This window comes from Burkholderia sp. BE12 (assembly GCF_002959955.1).
GTDB lineage: Bacteria > Pseudomonadota > Gammaproteobacteria > Burkholderiales > Burkholderiaceae > Burkholderia.
Genome location: NZ_PREY01000003.1, coordinates 249,506 through 268,542 on the forward strand (window position 1 = coordinate 249,506; position 19,037 = coordinate 268,542).

The 19,037-nt window shown below is 67.9% G+C and carries 21 protein-coding genes; 15 read left to right on the forward strand and 6 right to left on the reverse strand.

Going from position 1 to position 19,037, the window contains the following annotated elements:
• Positions 1-144: 144 nt before the first annotated feature.
• A complete protein-coding gene (locus tag C4B30_RS04850) occupies positions 145-1,278 on the reverse strand; it encodes an acyl-CoA dehydrogenase family protein (RefSeq protein ID WP_105131914.1) in 1,134 nt (377 codons plus the stop codon).
• A gap of 137 nt (positions 1,279-1,415) precedes the next feature.
• Between C4B30_RS04850 and C4B30_RS04855 the strand changes: the two genes are divergently transcribed.
• The 3 genes from C4B30_RS04855 to C4B30_RS04865 all read left to right on the forward strand — a co-directional run bounded on the left by C4B30_RS04855 (position 1,416) and on the right by C4B30_RS04865 (position 4,919).
• Entirely contained in the window at positions 1,416-2,450 is a 1,035-nt protein-coding gene (locus C4B30_RS04855; RefSeq protein WP_089502146.1) for an AraC family transcriptional regulator, read from the forward strand.
• A gap of 121 nt (positions 2,451-2,571) precedes the next feature.
• Entirely contained in the window at positions 2,572-4,149 is a 1,578-nt protein-coding gene (locus tag C4B30_RS04860; protein ID WP_105131944.1) for an NfeD family protein, read from the forward strand.
• Positions 4,146-4,919, forward strand: coding sequence for a slipin family protein (locus C4B30_RS04865; protein WP_027781218.1), 774 nt, complete (start codon positions 4,146-4,148; stop codon positions 4,917-4,919). The genes C4B30_RS04860 and C4B30_RS04865 overlap by 4 nt, the downstream gene beginning before the upstream one ends.
• Positions 4,920-5,001: 82 nt before the next feature.
• Here C4B30_RS04865 and C4B30_RS04870 read toward each other — a convergent pair whose 3' ends face one another.
• Positions 5,002-5,292, reverse strand: a complete 291-nt coding sequence (locus C4B30_RS04870; protein WP_089502147.1) for a type II toxin-antitoxin system RelE/ParE family toxin — start codon at positions 5,290-5,292, stop codon at positions 5,002-5,004.
• Positions 5,280-5,552, reverse strand: coding sequence for a CopG family ribbon-helix-helix protein (locus C4B30_RS04875; protein ID WP_027781220.1), 273 nt, complete (start codon positions 5,550-5,552; stop codon positions 5,280-5,282). The genes C4B30_RS04870 and C4B30_RS04875 overlap by 13 nt, the downstream gene beginning before the upstream one ends.
• 337 nt (positions 5,553-5,889) lie before the next feature.
• Here C4B30_RS04875 and C4B30_RS04880 point away from each other — a divergent pair, with 337 nt between their 5' ends.
• The 6 genes from C4B30_RS04880 (at position 5,890) to C4B30_RS04905 (ending at position 11,250) form a co-directional block, all read left to right on the forward strand.
• Positions 5,890-6,786 carry a M24 family metallopeptidase gene (locus C4B30_RS04880; protein ID WP_027781221.1) on the forward strand — a complete coding sequence of 299 codons (897 nt, stop codon included), beginning with the start codon at positions 5,890-5,892 and terminating at the stop codon, positions 6,784-6,786.
• Between the two features lie 44 nt (positions 6,787-6,830).
• Entirely contained in the window at positions 6,831-8,618 is a 1,788-nt protein-coding gene (locus tag C4B30_RS04885) for an SDR family oxidoreductase (RefSeq protein ID WP_105131915.1), read from the forward strand.
• Between the two features lie 29 nt (positions 8,619-8,647).
• Complete coding sequence (locus tag C4B30_RS04890) at positions 8,648-9,553, forward strand: metal-dependent hydrolase (protein ID WP_105131945.1); 906 nt, start codon at positions 8,648-8,650, stop codon at positions 9,551-9,553.
• A gap of 79 nt (positions 9,554-9,632) precedes the next feature.
• Entirely contained in the window at positions 9,633-9,920 is a 288-nt protein-coding gene (locus C4B30_RS04895) for a hypothetical protein (protein WP_105131916.1), read from the forward strand.
• 251 nt (positions 9,921-10,171) lie between these two features.
• Positions 10,172-10,549 carry a DUF2917 domain-containing protein gene (locus C4B30_RS04900; protein WP_105131946.1) on the forward strand — a complete coding sequence of 126 codons (378 nt, stop codon included), beginning with the start codon at positions 10,172-10,174 and terminating at the stop codon, positions 10,547-10,549.
• 326 nt (positions 10,550-10,875) lie between these two features.
• Positions 10,876-11,250: a DUF2917 domain-containing protein gene (locus tag C4B30_RS04905; protein WP_105131947.1), complete on the forward strand. Its 375-nt coding sequence runs from the start codon at positions 10,876-10,878 to the stop codon at positions 11,248-11,250.
• Positions 11,251-11,410: 160 nt separating this feature from the next.
• Here C4B30_RS04905 and C4B30_RS04910 read toward each other — a convergent pair whose 3' ends face one another.
• A complete protein-coding gene (locus tag C4B30_RS04910) occupies positions 11,411-11,689 on the reverse strand; it encodes a hypothetical protein (protein ID WP_027781227.1) in 279 nt (92 codons plus the stop codon).
• An 813-nt stretch (positions 11,690-12,502) separates the two neighbouring features.
• Here C4B30_RS04910 and C4B30_RS04920 point away from each other — a divergent pair.
• Positions 12,503-13,804 carry an NCS2 family permease gene (locus tag C4B30_RS04920; RefSeq protein WP_089502149.1) on the forward strand — a complete coding sequence of 434 codons (1,302 nt, stop codon included), beginning with the start codon at positions 12,503-12,505 and terminating at the stop codon, positions 13,802-13,804.
• Positions 13,805-14,045: 241 nt separating this feature from the next.
• Here the strand turns inward: C4B30_RS04920 and C4B30_RS04925 are convergent, their stop codons facing one another.
• Positions 14,046-14,336 (reverse strand): DUF1488 domain-containing protein, encoded by a 291-nt coding sequence (locus C4B30_RS04925; RefSeq protein WP_027781229.1) that lies wholly within the window; start codon positions 14,334-14,336, stop codon positions 14,046-14,048.
• Positions 14,337-14,575: 239 nt separating this feature from the next.
• Positions 14,576-14,851 carry a DUF2964 family protein gene (locus C4B30_RS04930; RefSeq protein ID WP_249189237.1) on the reverse strand — a complete coding sequence of 92 codons (276 nt, stop codon included), beginning with the start codon at positions 14,849-14,851 and terminating at the stop codon, positions 14,576-14,578.
• A 185-nt stretch (positions 14,852-15,036) separates the two neighbouring features.
• Between C4B30_RS04930 and C4B30_RS04935 the strand changes: the two genes are divergently transcribed.
• The 5 genes from C4B30_RS04935 (at position 15,037) to C4B30_RS04960 (ending at position 18,991) form a co-directional block, all read left to right on the forward strand.
• Positions 15,037-16,932 (forward strand): sigma-54-dependent Fis family transcriptional regulator, encoded by a 1,896-nt coding sequence (locus C4B30_RS04935; protein ID WP_089502150.1) that lies wholly within the window; start codon positions 15,037-15,039, stop codon positions 16,930-16,932.
• An 82-nt stretch (positions 16,933-17,014) separates the two neighbouring features.
• On the forward strand, positions 17,015-17,317 hold the full coding sequence (locus C4B30_RS04940; protein ID WP_027781231.1) for a 2Fe-2S iron-sulfur cluster-binding protein: 303 nt from the start codon (positions 17,015-17,017) through the stop codon (positions 17,315-17,317).
• 56 nt (positions 17,318-17,373) lie between these two features.
• Positions 17,374-17,868 (forward strand): SRPBCC family protein, encoded by a 495-nt coding sequence (locus C4B30_RS04945; RefSeq protein WP_027781232.1) that lies wholly within the window; start codon positions 17,374-17,376, stop codon positions 17,866-17,868.
• 89 nt (positions 17,869-17,957) lie between these two features.
• Positions 17,958-18,335, forward strand: coding sequence for a DUF2946 domain-containing protein (locus C4B30_RS04950; protein ID WP_027781233.1), 378 nt, complete (start codon positions 17,958-17,960; stop codon positions 18,333-18,335).
• 290 nt (positions 18,336-18,625) lie between these two features.
• Complete coding sequence (locus tag C4B30_RS04960) at positions 18,626-18,991, forward strand: copper resistance CopC family protein (RefSeq protein ID WP_027781234.1); 366 nt, start codon at positions 18,626-18,628, stop codon at positions 18,989-18,991.
• Positions 18,992-19,037: the final 46 nt, after the last annotated feature.

Consider the following 19,037-nt stretch of genomic DNA (forward strand, 5'->3'; position numbering starts at 1 on the left):
CATGCCCAGCGGTCAACCGGCGCACGTGCTGCAGCACATGCCCGGTTCCGTGTTGCACGGCGCACGGTCACGTCGTTGCGTGCCGCGTTCACCGCGCTGCCCTCGTGCCCTGCGTGATGCTGTCGTCGGCGCGACCGTCGCGGCTCAAAGCTGCCGCGCGATCACCATCCGCTGCACTTCGCTGGTGCCTTCGTAAATCTGCGTGATGCGCGCGTCGCGATAGTGACGCTCGACTTCGTAATCGACCAGGTAGCCGTAGCCGCCGTGAATCTGGATCGCGTCCGAGCACACGCGCTCGGCCATCTCGGACGCGAACAGCTTCGCCTGCGACGCTTCCGACAGGCACGGCAGGCCGGCCGTACGCAGCTTCGCCGCGTGATGCACGAGCAGCCGCGCGGCGTTGATCTGCACGGCCATGTCGGCGAGCTTCTGCTGGATCGCCTGATGCTCGGCGATCGGCTTGCCGAACTGCACGCGCTCGCCCGCATAGCGGCGCGCCTTGTCGAACGCGGCGCGCGCGATGCCGAGCGCCTGCGCGGCGATGCCGATGCGCCCGCCTTCGAGGTTCGACAACGCGATCTTCAGCCCTTCGCCGCGATTGCCGAGCAGGTTTTCTTCGGCAATCGCGCAGTTCTCGAACGTGATCGGGCACGTATCCGACGCGCGGATGCCCATTTTCTTCTCGGGCTTGCCGACGATGAAGCCCGGCGTGTCGGTCGGCACCAGGAACGCGGAAATGCCGCGCTTGCCGGCTTCCGGGTCGGTCATGGCAAAAACGATCGCGAGGCCCGCGCGCTGGCCGTTGGTCACGAACTGCTTCGCGCCGTTCAGCACCCACTTGCCGTCACGCAATTCGGCCCGCGTGCGCAGGTTGTTCGCCTCGGAACCGGCATGCGGCTCGGTCAGGCAGAATGCGCCGATCACGCGGCCGGCCGCCATGTCGGCCAGCCAGCGATCCTTCTGCGCGGGCGTGCCGAAGCCGAGGATCGGCCCGCAGCCGACCGAGTTGTGCACGCTCATCATCGTCGCGCACGCGGCGTCGCCGGCCGCCACTTCCTCCATCGCCAGCGCATAGGCCACGTAGTCCGTATACGAGCCGCCCAGTTCCTGCGGCACGATCATCCCGAGCAGGCCCAGCTCGCCGAGCTGCGCGACGATCGCGTCGGGCAGGTGCGCGTCGTGGTCCCACTGGGCCGCGTTCGGCGCCAGCATCTCGGTGGCAAAAGCGCGCGCGGCATCGCGGATCATCCGCTGGTCTTCGGTGTAAAGCTCGTCCATGGTGCTGCAGTCTCCCGCGGCCGCCGGGGGCGACCGTCGTTACGTTTCGATGCAACAAGTGTAGGCAAGCGCGCGCGACTGTTCGATGCTCGCGTCGCTCATTTACACTGAGCGTTTTTGCCACACCGGCGGCACCGATGAAGCAGGAAGACAAGGGAACCGTCGCGATCAGCCTCGTCGCGTACAGCGTCGCGCTGGCCACGCGGCGCGGCGTCGCGGCCGAGCCGCTGCTCGCGCAGGCCGGCATCGCGCCCGCGCTGCTCGGGCAGCCGCGCGCACGCGTGTCCGCGCAGCAATATGGCGCGTTGTGGAACGCCATCGCGCGCACGCTCGACGACGAGTTTTTCGGGCAGGATCGCCACCCGATGCGCGCCGGCAGCTTCATCGCGATGAGTCAGGCGGCGCTGTCCGCCCGCGACGGGCTGCACGCGATGGCGCGCGCGGTGAACTTCATGCACTGCGTGCTCGACGACCTGCACGCGGAACTCGACGCGAACCCGCAGCGCGTGCGGCTGCGTTTCGTGCACCGCAACAACGGCGCGACGCCCGCGATGTTCACGTACGCGACCTATTTCATCATCGTCTACGGGCTCACCTGCTGGCTGATCGGCCGGCGCATTCCGCTGCTGCATGCGAGCTTCCGCTGCGACACGCCGCCCGCCGATCACGAATATCCGTCGATGTTCTGTGACGACATGCGTTTCAACGAACCCGATTCGTATGTCGATTTCGATCCCGAATTCGCGACACTGCCGGTGGTGCAGAACGCGAAGACGCTGAAAACGTTTCTGCGCAACGCGCCGGCCAGCTTCATCGTCAAGTACCGCAACCCGAACGCGCTCGCGCAGCGCGTGCGCGCGGTGCTGCGCGGGATGCCGCCCGCCGCGTGGCCGGGCGCGGGCGGGATGGCCGCGCGGCTGCACGTGGCCGAGGCCACGCTGCGCCGCAAGCTGCACCAGGAAGGCCACGCGTACCAGTCGATCAAGGACACGCTGCGGCGCGATCTCGCGTTCGAGGCGCTGGCCGACCCCGCCCGCACGATCGCCGACGTCGCGGCCGCCACCGGGTTCGCGGAACCGAGCGCGTTCTACCGCGCGTTTCGCAAATGGAGCGGGCGCAGCCCGGCCGACTATCGCGACGAAGTGCTCGCGCGCGGCGGCGGCGCCAGCTGAATCCGGCCGGCGCGGCCACACCTTCGCGCTTTCCGCCGAAACCGCCTAATCTTCAAGTATCGGGCTCACGCCCTTTCCGCAAGCCGGACGGCACGCGGCCGTGCGCCGCCCGGACGTCCCGATGCGCTTTCACCGTCATGGGCCGCCGCCGGCGCCTGCCGCGCCCGACGGCCGCCCCCGTCACCCGCTGTCCGCGCGGGTCGCGCGCGCCGCGCTGTTCGCGGCGCTGCTCGTCGTGTGCGCCGCGGTCGCGGCGCCGCCGTCGGCCGACGCGCCGGCCGCGCGTCCGGTCGTCGTGATTCCCGTCAACGGCGCGATCGGCCCGGCCAGCGCCGATTTCATCGTGCGTTCGCTCGACCGCGCGGCCCGCGAGCACGCACCGCTCGCGATCCTTCAGCTCGACACGCCCGGCGGCCTCGATACGTCGATGCGGCAGATCATCAAGGCCATCCTCGGCTCGCCGGTGCCGGTCGCCGCGTTCGTCGCGCCGGGCGGCGCGCGAGCGGCAAGCGCGGGCACCTACATCGTCTATGCGAGCCACTTCGCGGCGATGGCGCCCGGCACCAATCTCGGCGCGGCATCGCCCGTGCAGTTCGGCATCGGCGGCGCCGCGCCGCCGGGCGCGAACCCTGCCGCGCCACGGCCGCCCCCGGCCGGGACGTCGGGTGCATCGGATGCATCGGATGCATCGGGAGCCTCGGGCACGTCGCCGGCCGCGCTGCCGACCGATACGCAATCGACCGAGATCCGCAAGGCAATGCAGGACGCTTCCGCGTACATCCGCAGCCTCGCGCAGTTGCGCGGCCGCAATGCAGAATGGGCCGAGCGCGCGGTACGCGAGGCCGTGAGCCTGTCGGCGAACGAGGCACGCGCGCAGCACGTCGTCGATCTGATCGCGCAGGATCCGGCCGATCTCGCACGCCAGCTCGATGGCCGCACCGTGACGACCACCGCCGGCACGCTGCATCTCGCGACCGCTCACGCGCCGCTCGTCGTGCTCGCACCCGACTGGCGCAGCCGCTTCCTCGCGATCATCGCCGACCCGAACGTCGCGCTGATCCTGCTGACCATCGGCATCTACGGCCTCTTCTTCGAATTCGCGAACCCCGGTTTCGTGCTGCCGGGCGTCGCCGGCACGATCTGCCTGCTGGTCGGGCTGTTCGCGATGCAGTTGCTGCCGATCAGCTATGCGGGCCTCGGCCTCGTGCTGCTCGGGCTCGGCTGCCTCGTCGCCGAGGCGTTCCTGCCGACCTTCGGCGTGCTCGGGTTCGGCGGGATCGTGGCGTTCACGATCGGCGCGCTGATGCTGATCGACACCGACGTGCCCGGCTACGGGATTCCGTGGCCCGTCATCGCGAGCCTTGCGCTCGGCGGCGGGCTGCTCGTCGCGGGCGTGTCGAGCGTCGCGCTACGCGCGCGGCGCCGGCCCGTCGTGACGGGCGCCGAGGCGATGCTCGGCAGCATCGGCGAAGTGCTCGACGACGGCCTGCATCCGGACCAGCCGAACGACGCGACCGGCGCGCCGCCGTCGGCTGCCGGCTGGGCGCGCGTGCACGGCGAGCGCTGGCGCGTGGCCAGCAGCACGCCGCTGGCCGCCGGCTGCCGTGTGCGCGTCACCGGCCGCCACGGGCTGACGCTGACGGTCGCGCCGCTCTACGACATGCCTGCATCCGCCCATCCCCAGGGAGAACCTTCATGATCGGTTACACGTTCGGCTTCAGCAGCGTCCTGGTCGTCTTCGTCGTGGTGCTCGTCGCGTCGTCGATCCGCATCTTTCGCGAATACGAGCGCGGTGTCGTGTTCATGCTCGGGCGGTTCTGGAAAGTGAAGGGGCCGGGACTCGTGCTGATCATCCCGATCGTCCAGCAGGTCGTGCGGATCGACCTGCGCACCGTCGTGTTCGACGTGCCGCCGCAGGACGTGATCACGCGCGACAACGTGTCGGTGAAGGTCAACGCGGTCGTGTATTTCCGTGTCGTCGATCCGGAGAAGGCCGTGATCCAGGTCGCGCGCTTCTTCGACGCGACGAGCCAGCTCTCGCAGACGACGCTGCGTTCGGTACTCGGCAAGCACGACCTCGACGCGCTGCTCGCCGAGCGCGAGCAACTGAACGCCGACATCCAGAAGACGCTCGACGCGCAGACCGACGCGTGGGGGATCAAGGTGTCGACGGTCGAGATCAAGCACGTCGACCTGAACGAGACGATGATCCGCGCGATCGCGCGGCAGGCCGAAGCCGAACGCGAGCGGCGCGCGAAAGTGATTCACGCGGAAGGCGAATTGCAGGCGTCGGAGAAACTGCTGCAGGCCGCGCAGACGCTCGCGCGGCAGCCGCAGGCGATGCAGTTGCGCTATCTGCAGACGCTGACGACGATCGCGGCGGACAAGAATTCGACGATCGTGTTTCCGCTGCCGATCGATCTGCTGGGGGCGTTGCTGGAGCGGTTGGGGGGAAAGCGGGAGGATTAACGACGCCGAGGTCCGTATGAACGACATTCCGGCCATCGTGCAACGGAGCGTTGCACGATTCCGGCGGGCGCGGCCCGGTCGCTCAGTACCCGGCTTCCCGTTGATGCCTGATCGTCAGAATCGTGACGCCATCATCATCGACCCTGTACATCACCACGTATCCGCTGTCGCCGAAATCGATCAGCCATTCGCGAAAAACCGTATCGAGTTCGTCAACGGGACGGCCGAGCCGGGGCTGTCGAACCAGAACATCGACGCCAGTACGAATCGCCTTGATCGCACGACGCGCGGCCGGCGGATCGTGGTCGGCGAGAAAACGATGAAGGCGGACAATCGCTTGCTGGGCAGTTCGCGTCCAGATCAGTCGTGACACTCGGGCGGCTCCGCTGCTTCACCGGCCTCGAGCTTCTCGAGATACGCGTCCATCTCCTCGTGCGTCACGTGCAGCCCCGTCGACTGATAATCTGCCCATGCCTGCATCGCTTCCTGCTTGAACGACTCGCGCTTTTCCTCGCGCGCCACATATTGCGCAATCGCCTCGCGCATGATCCAGTGCGGCGTGCGCCGACGCTGTTCGGCCAGATGACGCACCCGGTCCTGAAGGGCCGGATCGAGTTTGATCGAGGTTGCCATGATAAAAAGTATCCAGAGGTATTACCTTTGAATATTGTAGGTCTGCCCTCCCTCGAAAAGCAATGTCGGATGGACGCCGGAAAGTATCCCGGCCATGGGCGCGCTAGAGCCTTCCCTCCATTTCACCCCTCCATTAGGACAAATCCCCACCCCCGGGGGCTGGCGCGTTTTCCGGAACCGTCTATGATTATTACATTACTCAATGGCACATTAAATGCTGGCTGAATAACGCGCGACGGCGGATGCCGGCGGGCGCATTCCGGATCAGCGCCCCGCAAAGCATGGGACCCGGGTAAGCGCGGAAGCGCCGACTCCGGTCGACCAATGGAGACGTATCATGACCGACCACCCGCTGCCGGAAGTCCACCTCGACGAACTGCCGCAATTCCGCGCGGTCCAGCAACTGGCGTACCGCTGCGTCGAAACCGTCGGCGCGATGCTGTACCCCGGCATCACCGAGAAGGAAGCCGCGCGCCTCCTGACCGAATGGCTGCAGGACAACGGCGTGCACGACTGGCTGCACAAGCCGTTCGCGTGGTTCGGCGACCGCACCGCGTTCGAGGGCTTCTCGGGCCTCAAGCACATGGGCGGCTTCAATCTCGCGTTCTTCCCGAGCAACCGGCAGCTCGAAACCGACATGCCGGTGATCCTCGACGTCGCGCCGGTACTCGACGGCATCGTCGCCGATGTCGGCTACGCGCACTGCCTCGGCCGCAACCCGATCCTCGAGCAGTTGCAGGACGACCTGATGGACCATCGCGACATGATCGTGCGGCTCGTGAAGGCGCGACGGTCGATGGCCGAGGTCGCGCAGGAAGTCGACGCGCTGTGCCGCCGCCAGGGCGTCGAGCCGCGCCACAAGGCCTATCCGTTCAAGGTGCTCGCGCATCGCGTCGCGAAGATCCACAAGCTGTCGAAACCGCGCTTCGTCGCGCGCTTCGGGCTGAATGCGACGCGCAACCTGCTGCTCGACCAGGGCCGCGCGGCGAAGCAGCAAGGCTGGTCGCCGCTGTGGTCGATCGACCGCCGCTCCGAGCATGCGCCCGTGCCGGGCCTGTGGGCCGTCGAGCCGCATCTCGGCTTCGCCGGCGTCGGCGCGAAATTCGAGGAGCTGCTGGTGATCACCGACGACGACGCGTACTGGCTCGACGAGGACCTGCCGCACGTGCGCCGCTGGCGGCGCCGCCAGGCCGAGCGCGCGCAGGCCGTTGCAAACGTGCCGGCCGCCGCCTGACCCACCCGCTTCCTCTTCCCGACTCCCTGAACGACGGACTCACGATGCAGCCTCTTTCCGACGAAGCGCCGCTGGCCCTGTTCGAATCGGTTCACAGCGAGACGGCGGTCGCCTCCGGCGACCTGACGCTCGCGGTCCGGACCTGGGGCGACCCGGCCCGTTCGCCGGTCGTGCTGGTGCACGGCTACCCCGACGACAGCGGCGTCTGGCAGCACGTCGCGCCGCTGCTCGCGCGCAAGCATCACGTGATCGCGTACGACGTGCGCGGCGCGGGCCTGTCCGGCGTGCCGAAGCGCACGGCCGACTACCATCTCGCGAAGCTGACCGACGATTTCGTCGCGGTGATCGACGCGCTCTGCCCCGGCCGCGCCGTGCACCTCGTCGCACATGACTGGGGCTCGATCCAGGGATGGGAATTCGTCACCGATCCGCGGCTCGCCGGCCGCATCGCGTCGTATACGTCGTGCTCGGGGCCGTGCCTCGACCACGTCGGCTTCTGGCTGCGCGAACGCGTGCTGCGCCCGACGCCCGCGTCGCTGGCCACGCTCGGCGGTCAGCTCGTGCGCTCGTGGTACGTGTATCTGTTCCACCTGCCCTTCATTCCCGAGCTCGGCTGGCGACTGTGGCTCGGCCGCGCGTGGCCGGGCCTGCTGCGCCGGCTCGAGAAAACGCCCGCCGCGCCGCGCCCGACTCAGGCCGACGACGGCGCACGCGGCGTACGCCTCTATCGCGCGAACTTCATCCGCTGCCTGTTCGCACCGCGCGAGCGCTACGCGCACGCACCGGTGCAGACGATCGTGCCGCTCGGCGACAAGTACGTGAGCCCCGCGTTGTCCGAGAACCTGTCGCGCTGGGTGCCGCAGTACTACCGCCGCGAAGTCGATGCCGGCCACTGGCTGCCGCTCGCCGATCCCGCGCGCTTCGCGGATCTCGCCGGGCAATTGATCGACGCGGTCGAATCCGGCAACGAACCGCCCGCGCTCGCGAACGCGCGCCGCCGCGCAACCAGCGGGCGCTTCAGCGGCAAGGTCGCGGTCGTCACCGGCGCGGGCAGCGGGATCGGCCGGTGCGCGGCGCTGGCCTTCGCACGCGAAGGCGCGACGGTCGTCGCATGCGACATCGATCTCGCGAGCGCCGAGCGCACCGCACTGCTCATCGGGCTGAGCGGCGCGCACGCGCATGCGAAACGTGTCGACGTCGGGTCCGCGGACGAAATGGAAGCGCTCGCGACCTGGGTCGGCGGCGAACTCGGCGGCGCGGACGTCGTGATCAACAACGCGGGCATCGGCATGGCCGGCGGCATCCTCGACACGAGCACGCGAGACTGGGAGCGCATCGTGCACGTGAACCTGTGGGGCGTGATCCATGGCTCGCGGCTGTTCGCGCAGCAGATGGCCGCGCGCGGCACCGGCGGGCACATCGTCAACACCGCGTCGGCCGCCGCGTTCGGCCCGTCGCGCGACCTGCCCGCGTATGCGACGACGAAGGCCGCGGTGCTGATGCTCAGCGAATGCATGCGCGCGGAACTCGCGGAGAAAGGCATCGGCGTGACGGCCGTGTGCCCCGGTTTCGCGGAGACCGGAATCATGGCGTCGACGCACTACGCGGGCGCCAGCGCACAGGACGAAGCGCGGCTGCGCAAGCGCGCGACCAAGCTGTACCAGATGCGCGGCCTGAAACCCGAAACCGTCGCGCGGGCGATGGTCGACGGCGTGCTGCGCAACCGCCCCGTCGTCGCGGTGGGCGGCGAAGCGCACGCGATGCGCTTCGTCGGCCGCTTCATGCCGTGGCTGGGCCGGATGATCGCCCGCGTCAGCATGGCATCGCATTGACGGCGCACGACGCCGCACAGGGAGACAACATGACCGATACCGCCGACTATCACAAGATCAGGGCCCGGCACGTGAAGTTCGACTTCAGCGATACGCCGATCACCTGGGTGCCGAACGATCCGGGCAGCACGCACATCATCAACACGCTGAATCTGCTGTTCCCGGAAGGCGAGCTGTGGTTCTGCCGCGTGTACAACAAGGCGCTGCCGCTGATCGCCGATGCCCGCCTGCGCGACGAAGCCGAAGGCTTCCTGCGGCAGGAGGCCGTGCATTCGCGTTCGCACGGCGGCGTGCTGAAGCACTACTACGACCGCCACGGCATCGACACGAAGCCGTTCACGCAGAAGCTCAACCGGTTGTTCACGCGCGTGCTCGGCGAGCAGCCGCTGGGGCTGAAGATCGGCCATACGCGCTTCTGGCTGCGCCAGCAGCTGGCCGTGATCGCGTCGCTCGAGCATTTCTTCGGCTATCTCGGCAACTGGGTGCTCAACGCGCACGGCCTCGACGAAGGCCGAGCCGACCCGACGATGGTCGATCTGCTGCGCTGGCACGGCGCCGAGGAAGTCGAGCACCGCACCGTCGCGTTCGACATCTACCGGCACCTGGGCGGCACCTATCCGGAGCGCTGCGTGCACATGGCGTTCGTGATCCTGCTGCTGCTCTACTACATCACGACCGGCGCGAAGTTCATGTACCGGCGCGACCCGGACGCCGGCCGCTACCCGGGCTTCGTGCTCGCATGGCGACAGGGTTCGCGGCGCGGGCACCTGCCGTCGTTCTGGAAGGTGATCGGCGCGGCGCTGCGCTATTTCAAGCCGGGCTATACGCCGCACCACGAAGGCTCGACCGAGCAGGCGCTCGCCTACCTCGCGCGCTCGCCGGCCGCGCAGGCGGCCGCGCACGGCGGCAACTGGAGCACGACGAAACGCGCGTGAGCGGGTTTCCGGCCGGTTCGGCGGGCAGCGCCCGCCGAAATGCGTACAATCGCGGCTTCAATTTCCCGGAGGTACCGCGATGGCCATGAAGAAAACCGATCTCGAAAAGAACAAGGCGCTCAAGCTGACGCAAGCGATGAAGCAGTCGAACGCCACGCGTTTCGGCAAGGGCGCCGACGAAACGGCCAAGCTGGACCGCCGCGCGCAGCGCAAGCTCGACCAGGAACAGGGACTCGTGCCGTTCGCGTGCAAGCTCAACGCCGAGCTCGTCGAACAGCTGAAGGCACGCGCGGCCACGCACCCGGAAGGGATGACGGGCCTGCTGTCCGAACTGCTCGTGAACGGCCTCGCGCAACGCGACGCGTAACCGCCACGTATCTCGAAATTTCCGTTGACACGGCTGCGCGGCCGCGACACACTCGTTCGCATGCCTATGCTCAAGCCCGTCGCCATCGCGCATAAAAACCGAGTGAACGCCCACCCGCGGCGATCACCGGAGGCGCTTGTGCGTTAGCATCGAGATTCAGTCACGCATGTCACGAGGCCTCGCCGGAAACGGATGAGGCCTTTTTGTTTTGGTGCGCATCATCCCGCCCGGCTCAACGGATGGAGATGACGATGGACCAAGCAAGCCGGCTGGTTGTCTGCCCTGATCGGTGTCGCACCGATACGATCGCGTTGCCGAGAGTCGAGTTGCATTTCACGGTCGCGCCGCGCAAGACGCTGGCGTGGCGTGCGCGGCACGCCGCCGAGATCCGCGCACACGACGCGACGCTGTGGATCACGCGGCTCGGCAGCATCGACGATTACTGGCTGCGCACCGGCGACGTGCTGCGCGTGCAGCGCGGCGATCGCATCTGGATCGGCACCGACGACGACCGGCCTGCCGAAGCGTCGATCACGACCGTGTACGTGATGCAGCGCGTTACATGGCTTGCGCGTGCGCTCGCATGGATGCGCGACCGGCTGGGCAAGCGATGGCCGGGTCGCGCATGACGCACGCATCGCTGCGCATCCGATCCAGGTGCGCCGCGACATCATGAAACAACGCATGCGCGCGGCAACGCATCGCCCGCGCATATCTCGAAAATAGTCGTTGACAACGCCGCACGCCGACAACAAAATCGTTCGCATGCCTACGTTCAAGCTCATCGCCATCGCGATTCATTGCCCGGTGAACATTCGAAAGAATGGATCACGGGAGGCGCTTGTGCGTTAGCAATCGAGCAGTACCGCATGTCACACAAGGCCTCGCCGGAAACGGATGAGGCCTTTTTGTTCTGGTGCACGTCATCCGTCCGGCTCACTGAATGGAGCAGACGATGGACCAGGCAAGCCCGCTGTTTGAACGCCGCGATCGGCACCACGCCGGCACGATCGCGTTACCGACCGTCGTGATCCGCTTCGCGGTCGCGCCGCGCACGACGATGACCTGGCGCGCACCGCAGGACGCAGAAATCCGCGCCCACGGCGCGGCGCTGTGGATCACCCGGCCGCCTGGCATCGACGATTACTGGGTGCGGCCCGGGGAAGTGCTGCGCATCGCGCGCGGCGAGCGCATCTGGCTCGGCACCGATGCCGACCGATCGGCCGAAGCGACGATCACGATCGCGTACGTGCGGCGCGGCGAACGCGTCAGGCGCATGCTCGCGCAAGTGCAACGTTTGCTCGTCGGGGTAGGGAGAAGGAGCGGATGAGCGACGCGCCGTTACGCACGCGATACGCGGGACGGCCGCGACCGGAAACGGACGCACCCGCGGCACAACGCGCCGCAGGTGCGCATCGAAGGACGCGGCACGCCGGTGCGTGCCGCGAGCGATCGCGCGCCGTGCGCAGCAACGGGATGCAGCAGGTGCATCAGGTGCTGGCGGCGAGACGCGGGCCCGTGCTCCGGGGCGTGGAATCGAGGTCGGGGCGTTGCGCGGCCTGCGAGGTCACCCACGGATCGATGCCCTGCTTCTGCACCTCTTCGAGGAATGACACACGTGTGCGCCAGTAATCCGCCTGTAATTTCGCATCGATGACGCGCTGTTCGGCTGTGAACAGTTCCATGCGCGCCGTCACGAGCATCGACGCGGCGGTTTTTTCCGGCGTGGGGGCGTGTCGCATCGCCCAGCGGCTGATCCAGTTCAACATGCTGACCTCCGTGATTACGGACGAACCCGCATCGGGCAATCGCAATCGGCCGTGCCTGACCGGCCGTGCCTGCCCAATCGCGCAACGGCCTTGACCGCCATGCACCGCCTGGCCTGCACGGACTGCGACTCCCCCGCATCGGCAATTACCGGCCGGCGCGTGTATGCGCGGTGTATCTATCCTAGAAAGACTTGCCGGTTTACGCGATGGGGTCTTGCAATCTTTTACACAGAAACCACAGTCGCCCCCGCATCGCGAAATGGCAGTTGCGGACGGGACGGCTTCGGCGCACGATTGCCCGATACCTGCAACCGCCTGGACTGACGAATGGCCGCTGCACGCCGCTGCACGCCGCTGCCGCGCGAACGCACCGGCTGCACACGTGCGTTCGTGTGCATGCACCGCCTGCACCGCGTTCGTGCAGCATGCGGGCACTCCGTTTCAGTCGCATGTCATCGCGCACCGGCCGCGTGCGACGTTGCCGGCGTGCCGTTGCGCACGCATCGGCTGGTGTCGCCCGCCTGCCCCGCGCCCCTTCCGCTCGCTTCCACCGCTCCACCGTTTCAGCCATTTCTGCCGGCCCGTGCCGCGCGAACCGGTAAAATGCGCGCCTTCGTCGCGCGGGCGGGCTGCCCGACCGTTCGCGCGCAGGCAACCGATCGTGCCCTCCAACTATATCGTCCGAGCTATCCGCGCTATTACAATCCGCCGATAGCCGGACAATAGTGGCTGGTTACAGTGAGCCGGCCGCACTGCCTTTACAACAATTCGGCACAACAATCAACACGACAACCCGACCGGAGAAACGCGTTCATGGAATCCATCAAGCGGTATTTCGGCTTCGCTGAAGCCGGCACCGACTTCCGCACCGAAATACTCGCGGGCGTCACCACGTTCCTGACGATGGCCTACATCATCTTCGTCAACCCCGCGATCCTCGGCGACGCCGGCATGCCGAAGGAATCCGTGTTCGTCGCGACCTGCCTCGTCGCGGCGCTGGCGTCGATCATCATGGGGCTGTACGCGAACTACCCGATCGCCTGCGCGCCCGGCATGGGCCTGAACGCGTATTTCGCGTACACGGTCGTCAAGGGGATGGGCTTCACGTGGCAGGCCGCGCTCGGCGCTGTGTTCATTTCCGGCTGCCTGTTCCTGCTCGTCACGCTGTTCCGCGTGCGCGAGGCGATCGTCAACGGCATTCCGAAATCGCTGCGGATTTCCATTACCGCCGGTATCGGCCTGTTCCTCGGCATCATCTCGCTGAAGACGTCGGGCGTGATCGTCGGCAACCCGGCCACGCTCGTCACGCTCGGCGATCTGCACAAGCACGACACGATCCTCGCGATCGTCGGCTTCTTCACGATCGTCACGCTCGACCACCTGCGCGTGCGCGGCGCGATCCTGATCGGCATCATCGGCGTGACGATCCTGTCGTTCTTCTTCGGCGACAACCAGTTCCACGGCGTGTTCTCCGCGCCGCCGTCGATCGATGCGACGCTGTTCAAGCTCGACATCCGCGCCGCGCTGTCGACCGGCATCATCAACGTGATCCTCGTGTTCTTCCTCGTCGAGCTGTTCGACGCGACGGGCACGCTGATGGGCGTCGCGAATCGCGCGGGCCTGCTCGTCGAAGGCAAGATGAACCGCCTGAACAAGGCGCTGCTCGCCGACAGCACGGCGATCGTCGCGGGCTCGGTGCTCGGTACGTCGTCGACCACCGCGTATATCGAAAGCGCGTCGGGCGTGCAAGCGGGCGGCCGCACCGGCGTGACGGCCATCACCGTCGCGGTGCTGTTCCTCGCGTGCCTGTTCATCGCGCCGCTCGCCGGCGTGGTGCCGGCCTACGCAACCGCGCCCGCGCTGCTGTACGTGTCGTGCCTGATGCTGCGCGAGATGGTCGAGGTGCCGTGGGACGATGCGACGGAAGCCGTGCCGGCCGCGCTGACCGCGCTGCTGATGCCGTTCACGTACTCGATCGCGAACGGTGTCGCGTTCGGCTTCATCGCGTACAGCGGCCTCAAGCTGCTGACGGGCCAGGCCCGCACGGTCAAGCCGATCGTATGGATCATCGCGGCCGTGTTCCTGTTTCGCTTCTTCTATCTCGGCAGCGAGTAAGCGAAGCGCATCGCTGCGCCGCGCGATGAAATGAAAAAACGCCACCTTCGGGTGGCGTTTTCGTTTTCGCACGATTCTTTCGCGATCCTCACGAATCGACGCGCATGATCCTGCCGACGCTCGGGCCATCCCGCGCGGCCCGCATACGAAAATGCCGCCCGGCCCCGCCGAACGGCATTGCGTGAAGGCAACGTCTTCGCGTGCGCCGCTCGGATGCGCGCGCCGCGAGACGTGCGTCGTGTCATCCGCGCCAGTTGGCCTCGTAGAAACGCACGTAGCCGCTGCGCAGCGTCACGCATTGCGCGCGCGTTTCCGACAGCAGGCGCCGCGCGGCCGCCTCGATGCGCTCGCGGTGCTGGTCGAATGCGCCGACCATGTCCTCGAAGCGGGGCGATGCCGCGCCGAAGTGGTCTTCCAGCGCCTCGGCGGTGATCTGACATTGGACGCGCTCGCCATTGACCAGTGCCGTGAACGCCAGCATCAGGTCACGCCCCGAATACTCCGGCTTCTCGTTCGTGAAATGGATCTGCATGGAGCCGCCTCGACCGGTAGAAAACGAATGACCGCGTCCGTCGTCCGCTACCGGCCGGACGAAATGTACGCGGGCTCGCCGGCGGAGGCCCCGACCGCGGAGTGTGGCGCGGTCGATGCATGCCGGTTGAATTCCACTTTAGACGGTTTCGCGCGGGAGACAAAAATTTCGGTGTGCGTCGTTCCGACGCGCATTTCGTCTGATCTGCGCGGCATCCGGCACCGTTTCGCAAACGGGCGTCAGTGCGGATCGGTCGGCCAGACGTTGAGCGCGATCGCGGCGGTCGTGACGCCCACCGCAATCGCGGCCGCTCCGTATCTCACCGCGTCGGTCAGGTCGAACAGCAATCCGTGGATCGCCACGGCAATGCCGCCCAGCATGATGAAGGTGGCGATGGCCGCCAGCACGACTCTCAGTTCCGCCCGAACCATGATGCGTCTCCCGAACGGATGCATGTCGCGTCGCATGCTTGTTGCAGTGCGGAACACGGCGCGTGCGTGCTCCATTTCCATCATTGCAGGCGGGCGCTTAAAAGCAAGTGGATTTTGTTCGCGGTCGCACATCGCACGTGGCGCTTGTATGATGATGCGTACCCGGACGGTCGGCTGTCGCGCCGAATGGTGCACCGCGAGCGGAGCCGCACTCCGCCGCCGATTCCGATCCGGCCGGCTCCAACGGCCCCGGGAACAGGAGACAAACCATGCCGCAATCCTTCGTGCTGCCCGCCACCGCGGGGCGTACCGACCTGCTCGCGCAGGCGCATGCGCGTTCGACCGCGGTCGGCCTGCGCGCGCACGAACGCCCCGATTTCTCGCCGCTGTCGCGCCTCGCGCTGCGCGAACTGCTCGACACGAACCACACGCTGTTCTCGCACGCACGCCCCGTGATGGAGGATCTCCACGCGCAGATCGCCGAGACGCAAAGCCTCGTGCTGCTGACCGATGCCGACGGCGTGATCCTGCACAGCATCGGCGACGCGGACTTCATCGAGAAAGCGAACCGCGTCGCACTGTGCAACGGCGTGTCGTGGGCCGAAGGCGCACGCGGCACCAATGCGATCGGCACCGCGCTCGCATCGGGCCAGGCCGTCGTCGTGCACGGCTCCGAACATTTCCTGCGCGCCAACCACATCCTCACCTGCGCGTGCGCGCCGATCGTCGATCCGTTCGGCCGCACGCTCGGCACGCTCGACGTGAGCGGCGACCCGCGCGGCTCCAGCCCGCATACGCTCGCGCTCGTGCGGATGTCCGCCCAACTGATCGAGAACCACCTGTTCGCGAACCAGTGCGGCGAAGCGCTGCGGCTGCGCTTTCACGCACACGAGGATTGCGTCGATTCGCTGTTCGCGGGGCTCGTCGCCTTCGGCCCCGACGGCGGGCTGATCGCCGCGAACCGCAGCGCCCAGTTCCAGCTCGGCGCGTCGTTCGACGCACTGCAGCACCAGGCCAGCGACGCGTTGTTCGGCATGCGCTTCGGCCAGCTCGCGCAGCAGGCCGCGCGCGCGCCGGGCGCCACGTTCCGCCTCACGCTGTCGACCGGCGTGCGCGTGCTCGCTCGCTGCGAATTCCCGGAAGCGCAGAAAACGACCGTCGCCGTCACGCCGCCCGCGCCGGCCGCACGCGTGCGCGCGCCGGACCCCGATGCGATCACGTTCGCGACGCTCGACACCGGCGACGCGCGCATGGCCGCCGTGCTCGAACGCGTCGCGAAGATCCGCGGGCGCGACCTGCCGCTGCTGATCCTCGGCCAGACCGGCACCGGCAAGGAATGGCTTGCCCGCGCGCTGCATCAGGCGTCGCCGCGCGCGGACGGCCCGTTCGTCGCGGTCAACTGCGCGGCGCTGCCCGATTCGCTGATCGAGGCCGAGCTGTTCGGCTATGAAGACGGCGCGTTCACGGGCGCGCGCAAGCGCGGCAGCCCCGGCAAGATCGTGCAGGCCGACGGCGGCACGCTGTTTCTCGACGAAATCGGCGACATGCCGCTCGCGCAGCAGGTGCGGCTGATGCGCGTGCTGCAGGAGCGCGCGGTGATGCCGCTCGGCGGCGCACGCGCGGTGCCGGTCGACGTGCGCGTGGTCTGCGCGACCCACCGCGATCTGCGCGCGATGATCGCGGACGGCACGTTCCGCGAAGACCTGTTCTACCGGATCAACGGGCTCGCGGTCACGCTGCCGGCGCTCGCCGCACGCACCGACCTGCCGGCGCTCGTCGAGCGGATCCTCGCGCGGCTCGCGCGCAGCGAGCCGATGCCGCGCCGCCTCTCGGCCGACGTGCTCGACGCGTTCGCGCGCCACCGCTGGCCCGGCAACCTGCGGCAGATGACCAACGTGCTGCGCACGGCCGGCATGCTCGCCGACGGCGAAGCCGAGATCGCGCTCGCGCATTTGCCCGACGATTTCTGGCTCGACTGCGACGACGCCGCGGCTGCACCGGAAGCCGCCACGCCGGCCGGCAAGCGCGAAGGCACGACGCTGCAAAGCCACCAGGCCGCGATGATCGACGCGGTGCTCGCGCGGCATGGCGGCAACGTATCGGCGGCCGCGCGCGAACTCGGCCTCGCGCGCAACACCGTGTACCGGTATCTGCGACGCCACTGACGCCCACGGCTGGCGGCCGTCGGCCGCCGGCGGGTTCGGGTATGCTTGGCGCGTTGCCGCCGAACCGCTGCCCGCTTCAGTCATGACCGATCCAGAACACCCGCCCCTCGTGCGCATCGAGCCGCTCGGCGCACGCTTCGACGCGCCCGATTCGCTGACGGTGCTCGAAGCCGCCGCGTTCGCACGCGTGTCGCTGCCGCGTTCGTGCCGCAACGGCACGTGCCGAAGCTGCCTGTGCAGGATCGTCAGCGGAAGCGTACGCTACACGATCGAATGGCCGGGGCTGAGCCGCGAGGAAAAGGCCGACGGCTATACGCTGCCGTGCGTGGCCGTCGCAACGTCGGACCTCGTGCTCGACGTGCCCGACGCCGTCATGCTCGACTAGACACGGCGCGCCAGCGCGCGTCGACCTGCAACGCTCGATTCTGCATGGAGAACGCGATGATCCAGCAAACCGATCGCATCGAAAAACAGGCGCTGCTCGGCGCCTCGCCCGACCGCGTCTGGGCAGCCGTCAGCAATTCCGGCGAATTCGGCCAGTGGTTCGGCGTCTCGTTCGACGGCCCGTTCGAGGCCGGCCAGCCGCTGTTCGGCCGCATCACGCCCACCCGCGTCGACGACGACGTCGCGAAGGCGCAGGAGCCCTATGCGGGCACCGCGTTCGAAATCGTCGTCGATCGTATCGAGCCGCGGCAACTGTTCTCGTTCCGCTGGCACCCGTTCGCGATCGACCCGCATGTCGATTACGCATCCGAGCCGATGACGCTCGTCACGTTCACGCTCGCGGCGCAGGCCGGCGGCACGCTGCTCACGGTCACCGAAACGGGTTTCGACCAGTTGATCGAGGCGCGTCGCGCGACGGCGCGCGAAATGAACGACCAGGGCTGGGCCGCGCAGATGACGCTGATCGCGAAGTATCTGGCGCTGCCCGCGTAGCGCGCCGCTACGCCGCACGTTCGGGCCGGCCGGCGAATCGACGTGCGTGGCATAATCGGCGGCATCGTCGCCCACCCGCCGCGCATCGCATGCTGAGTCGTCGTCTCCGGAAGATCGGCAGTCTGATCGGGATGCTCTTCATCCTGATGACGGCGCTCGCACCGACGATCTCGCAGGCGCTGACCACGCAAGGCCGCGTCGACGCGCTGCTGGCCGGTTACTGTTCGTCCGCGCCGGCCTCCGGCGACCGCTCCGCCGATGCGTCGATGAAAAGCCTGCAGGCGCATCTCCACGCATGCGGCTACTGCAGCCTGCTTGCTCATACTCCCGCCCTGCCTGCGCCCGAACTGACGTTCGCGGCCCACGTGCATGCGATCGAGCATCGCGCGGCGACCCGCTTCGAAAGCCTGCGCCGCGCGCTGCCGCTCACGGCCGCGCAACCGCGCGCTCCGCCATTCGCGTCCTGATCCGTCGTCATTGCGCGTGATGCCGTCGTGCATCGCGTAGCCTGCGCACGCCGCCCGCGTGCGCGACATGCCACGTTTCGAAGGACGATCATGTCTCACCATGCTGCGCGCGGCGTCGTGCCGTGCGCGTGGTCGGCCGCCGCCGGTCCGGATTACCGCGCCCGCATTCGCCCGCATGCGAATGTCCGGCAGCGCACGGCCGCGCCAACCGCCGCCGGCATCGATGCCGCTCGCGCGGCCGTCCGTCGAATCCGTCTTTTCCATCCGATTCGTCACTCGCTCATCCAGCCATGAAAACCACCACTTTCGTTCGCGGCGCACTCGCCGCACTCGGCTTCGTCGTCATCCAGGCCGCCCATGCGCATGCGCTCCCGAAAACACAGGACCCGGCCCCCGGCGCCACGCTGTCGAGCGCGCCGCACGCGGTCACGATCGACTTCGGCGAGGCGCTCGAGCCTGCGTTCAGCTCGATCGCCGTGACCGACAGCCAGGGGCAGTCGGTCGTCGACGGGAAGTCGGCCGTCGACGCCGGCAACCGGAAGCGGATGCGCGTCGCACTGACCGGCCTGAAAGCCGGCACCTACACGGTCGCGTGGATCGCGGTGGCCAGCGACGGCCATCGCACGCACGGCCGCTACGCATTCACGCTGAAGTAACGCACGCGATGCGCATCGGCGCGCCGTGCCGATCGCATTCGCATCG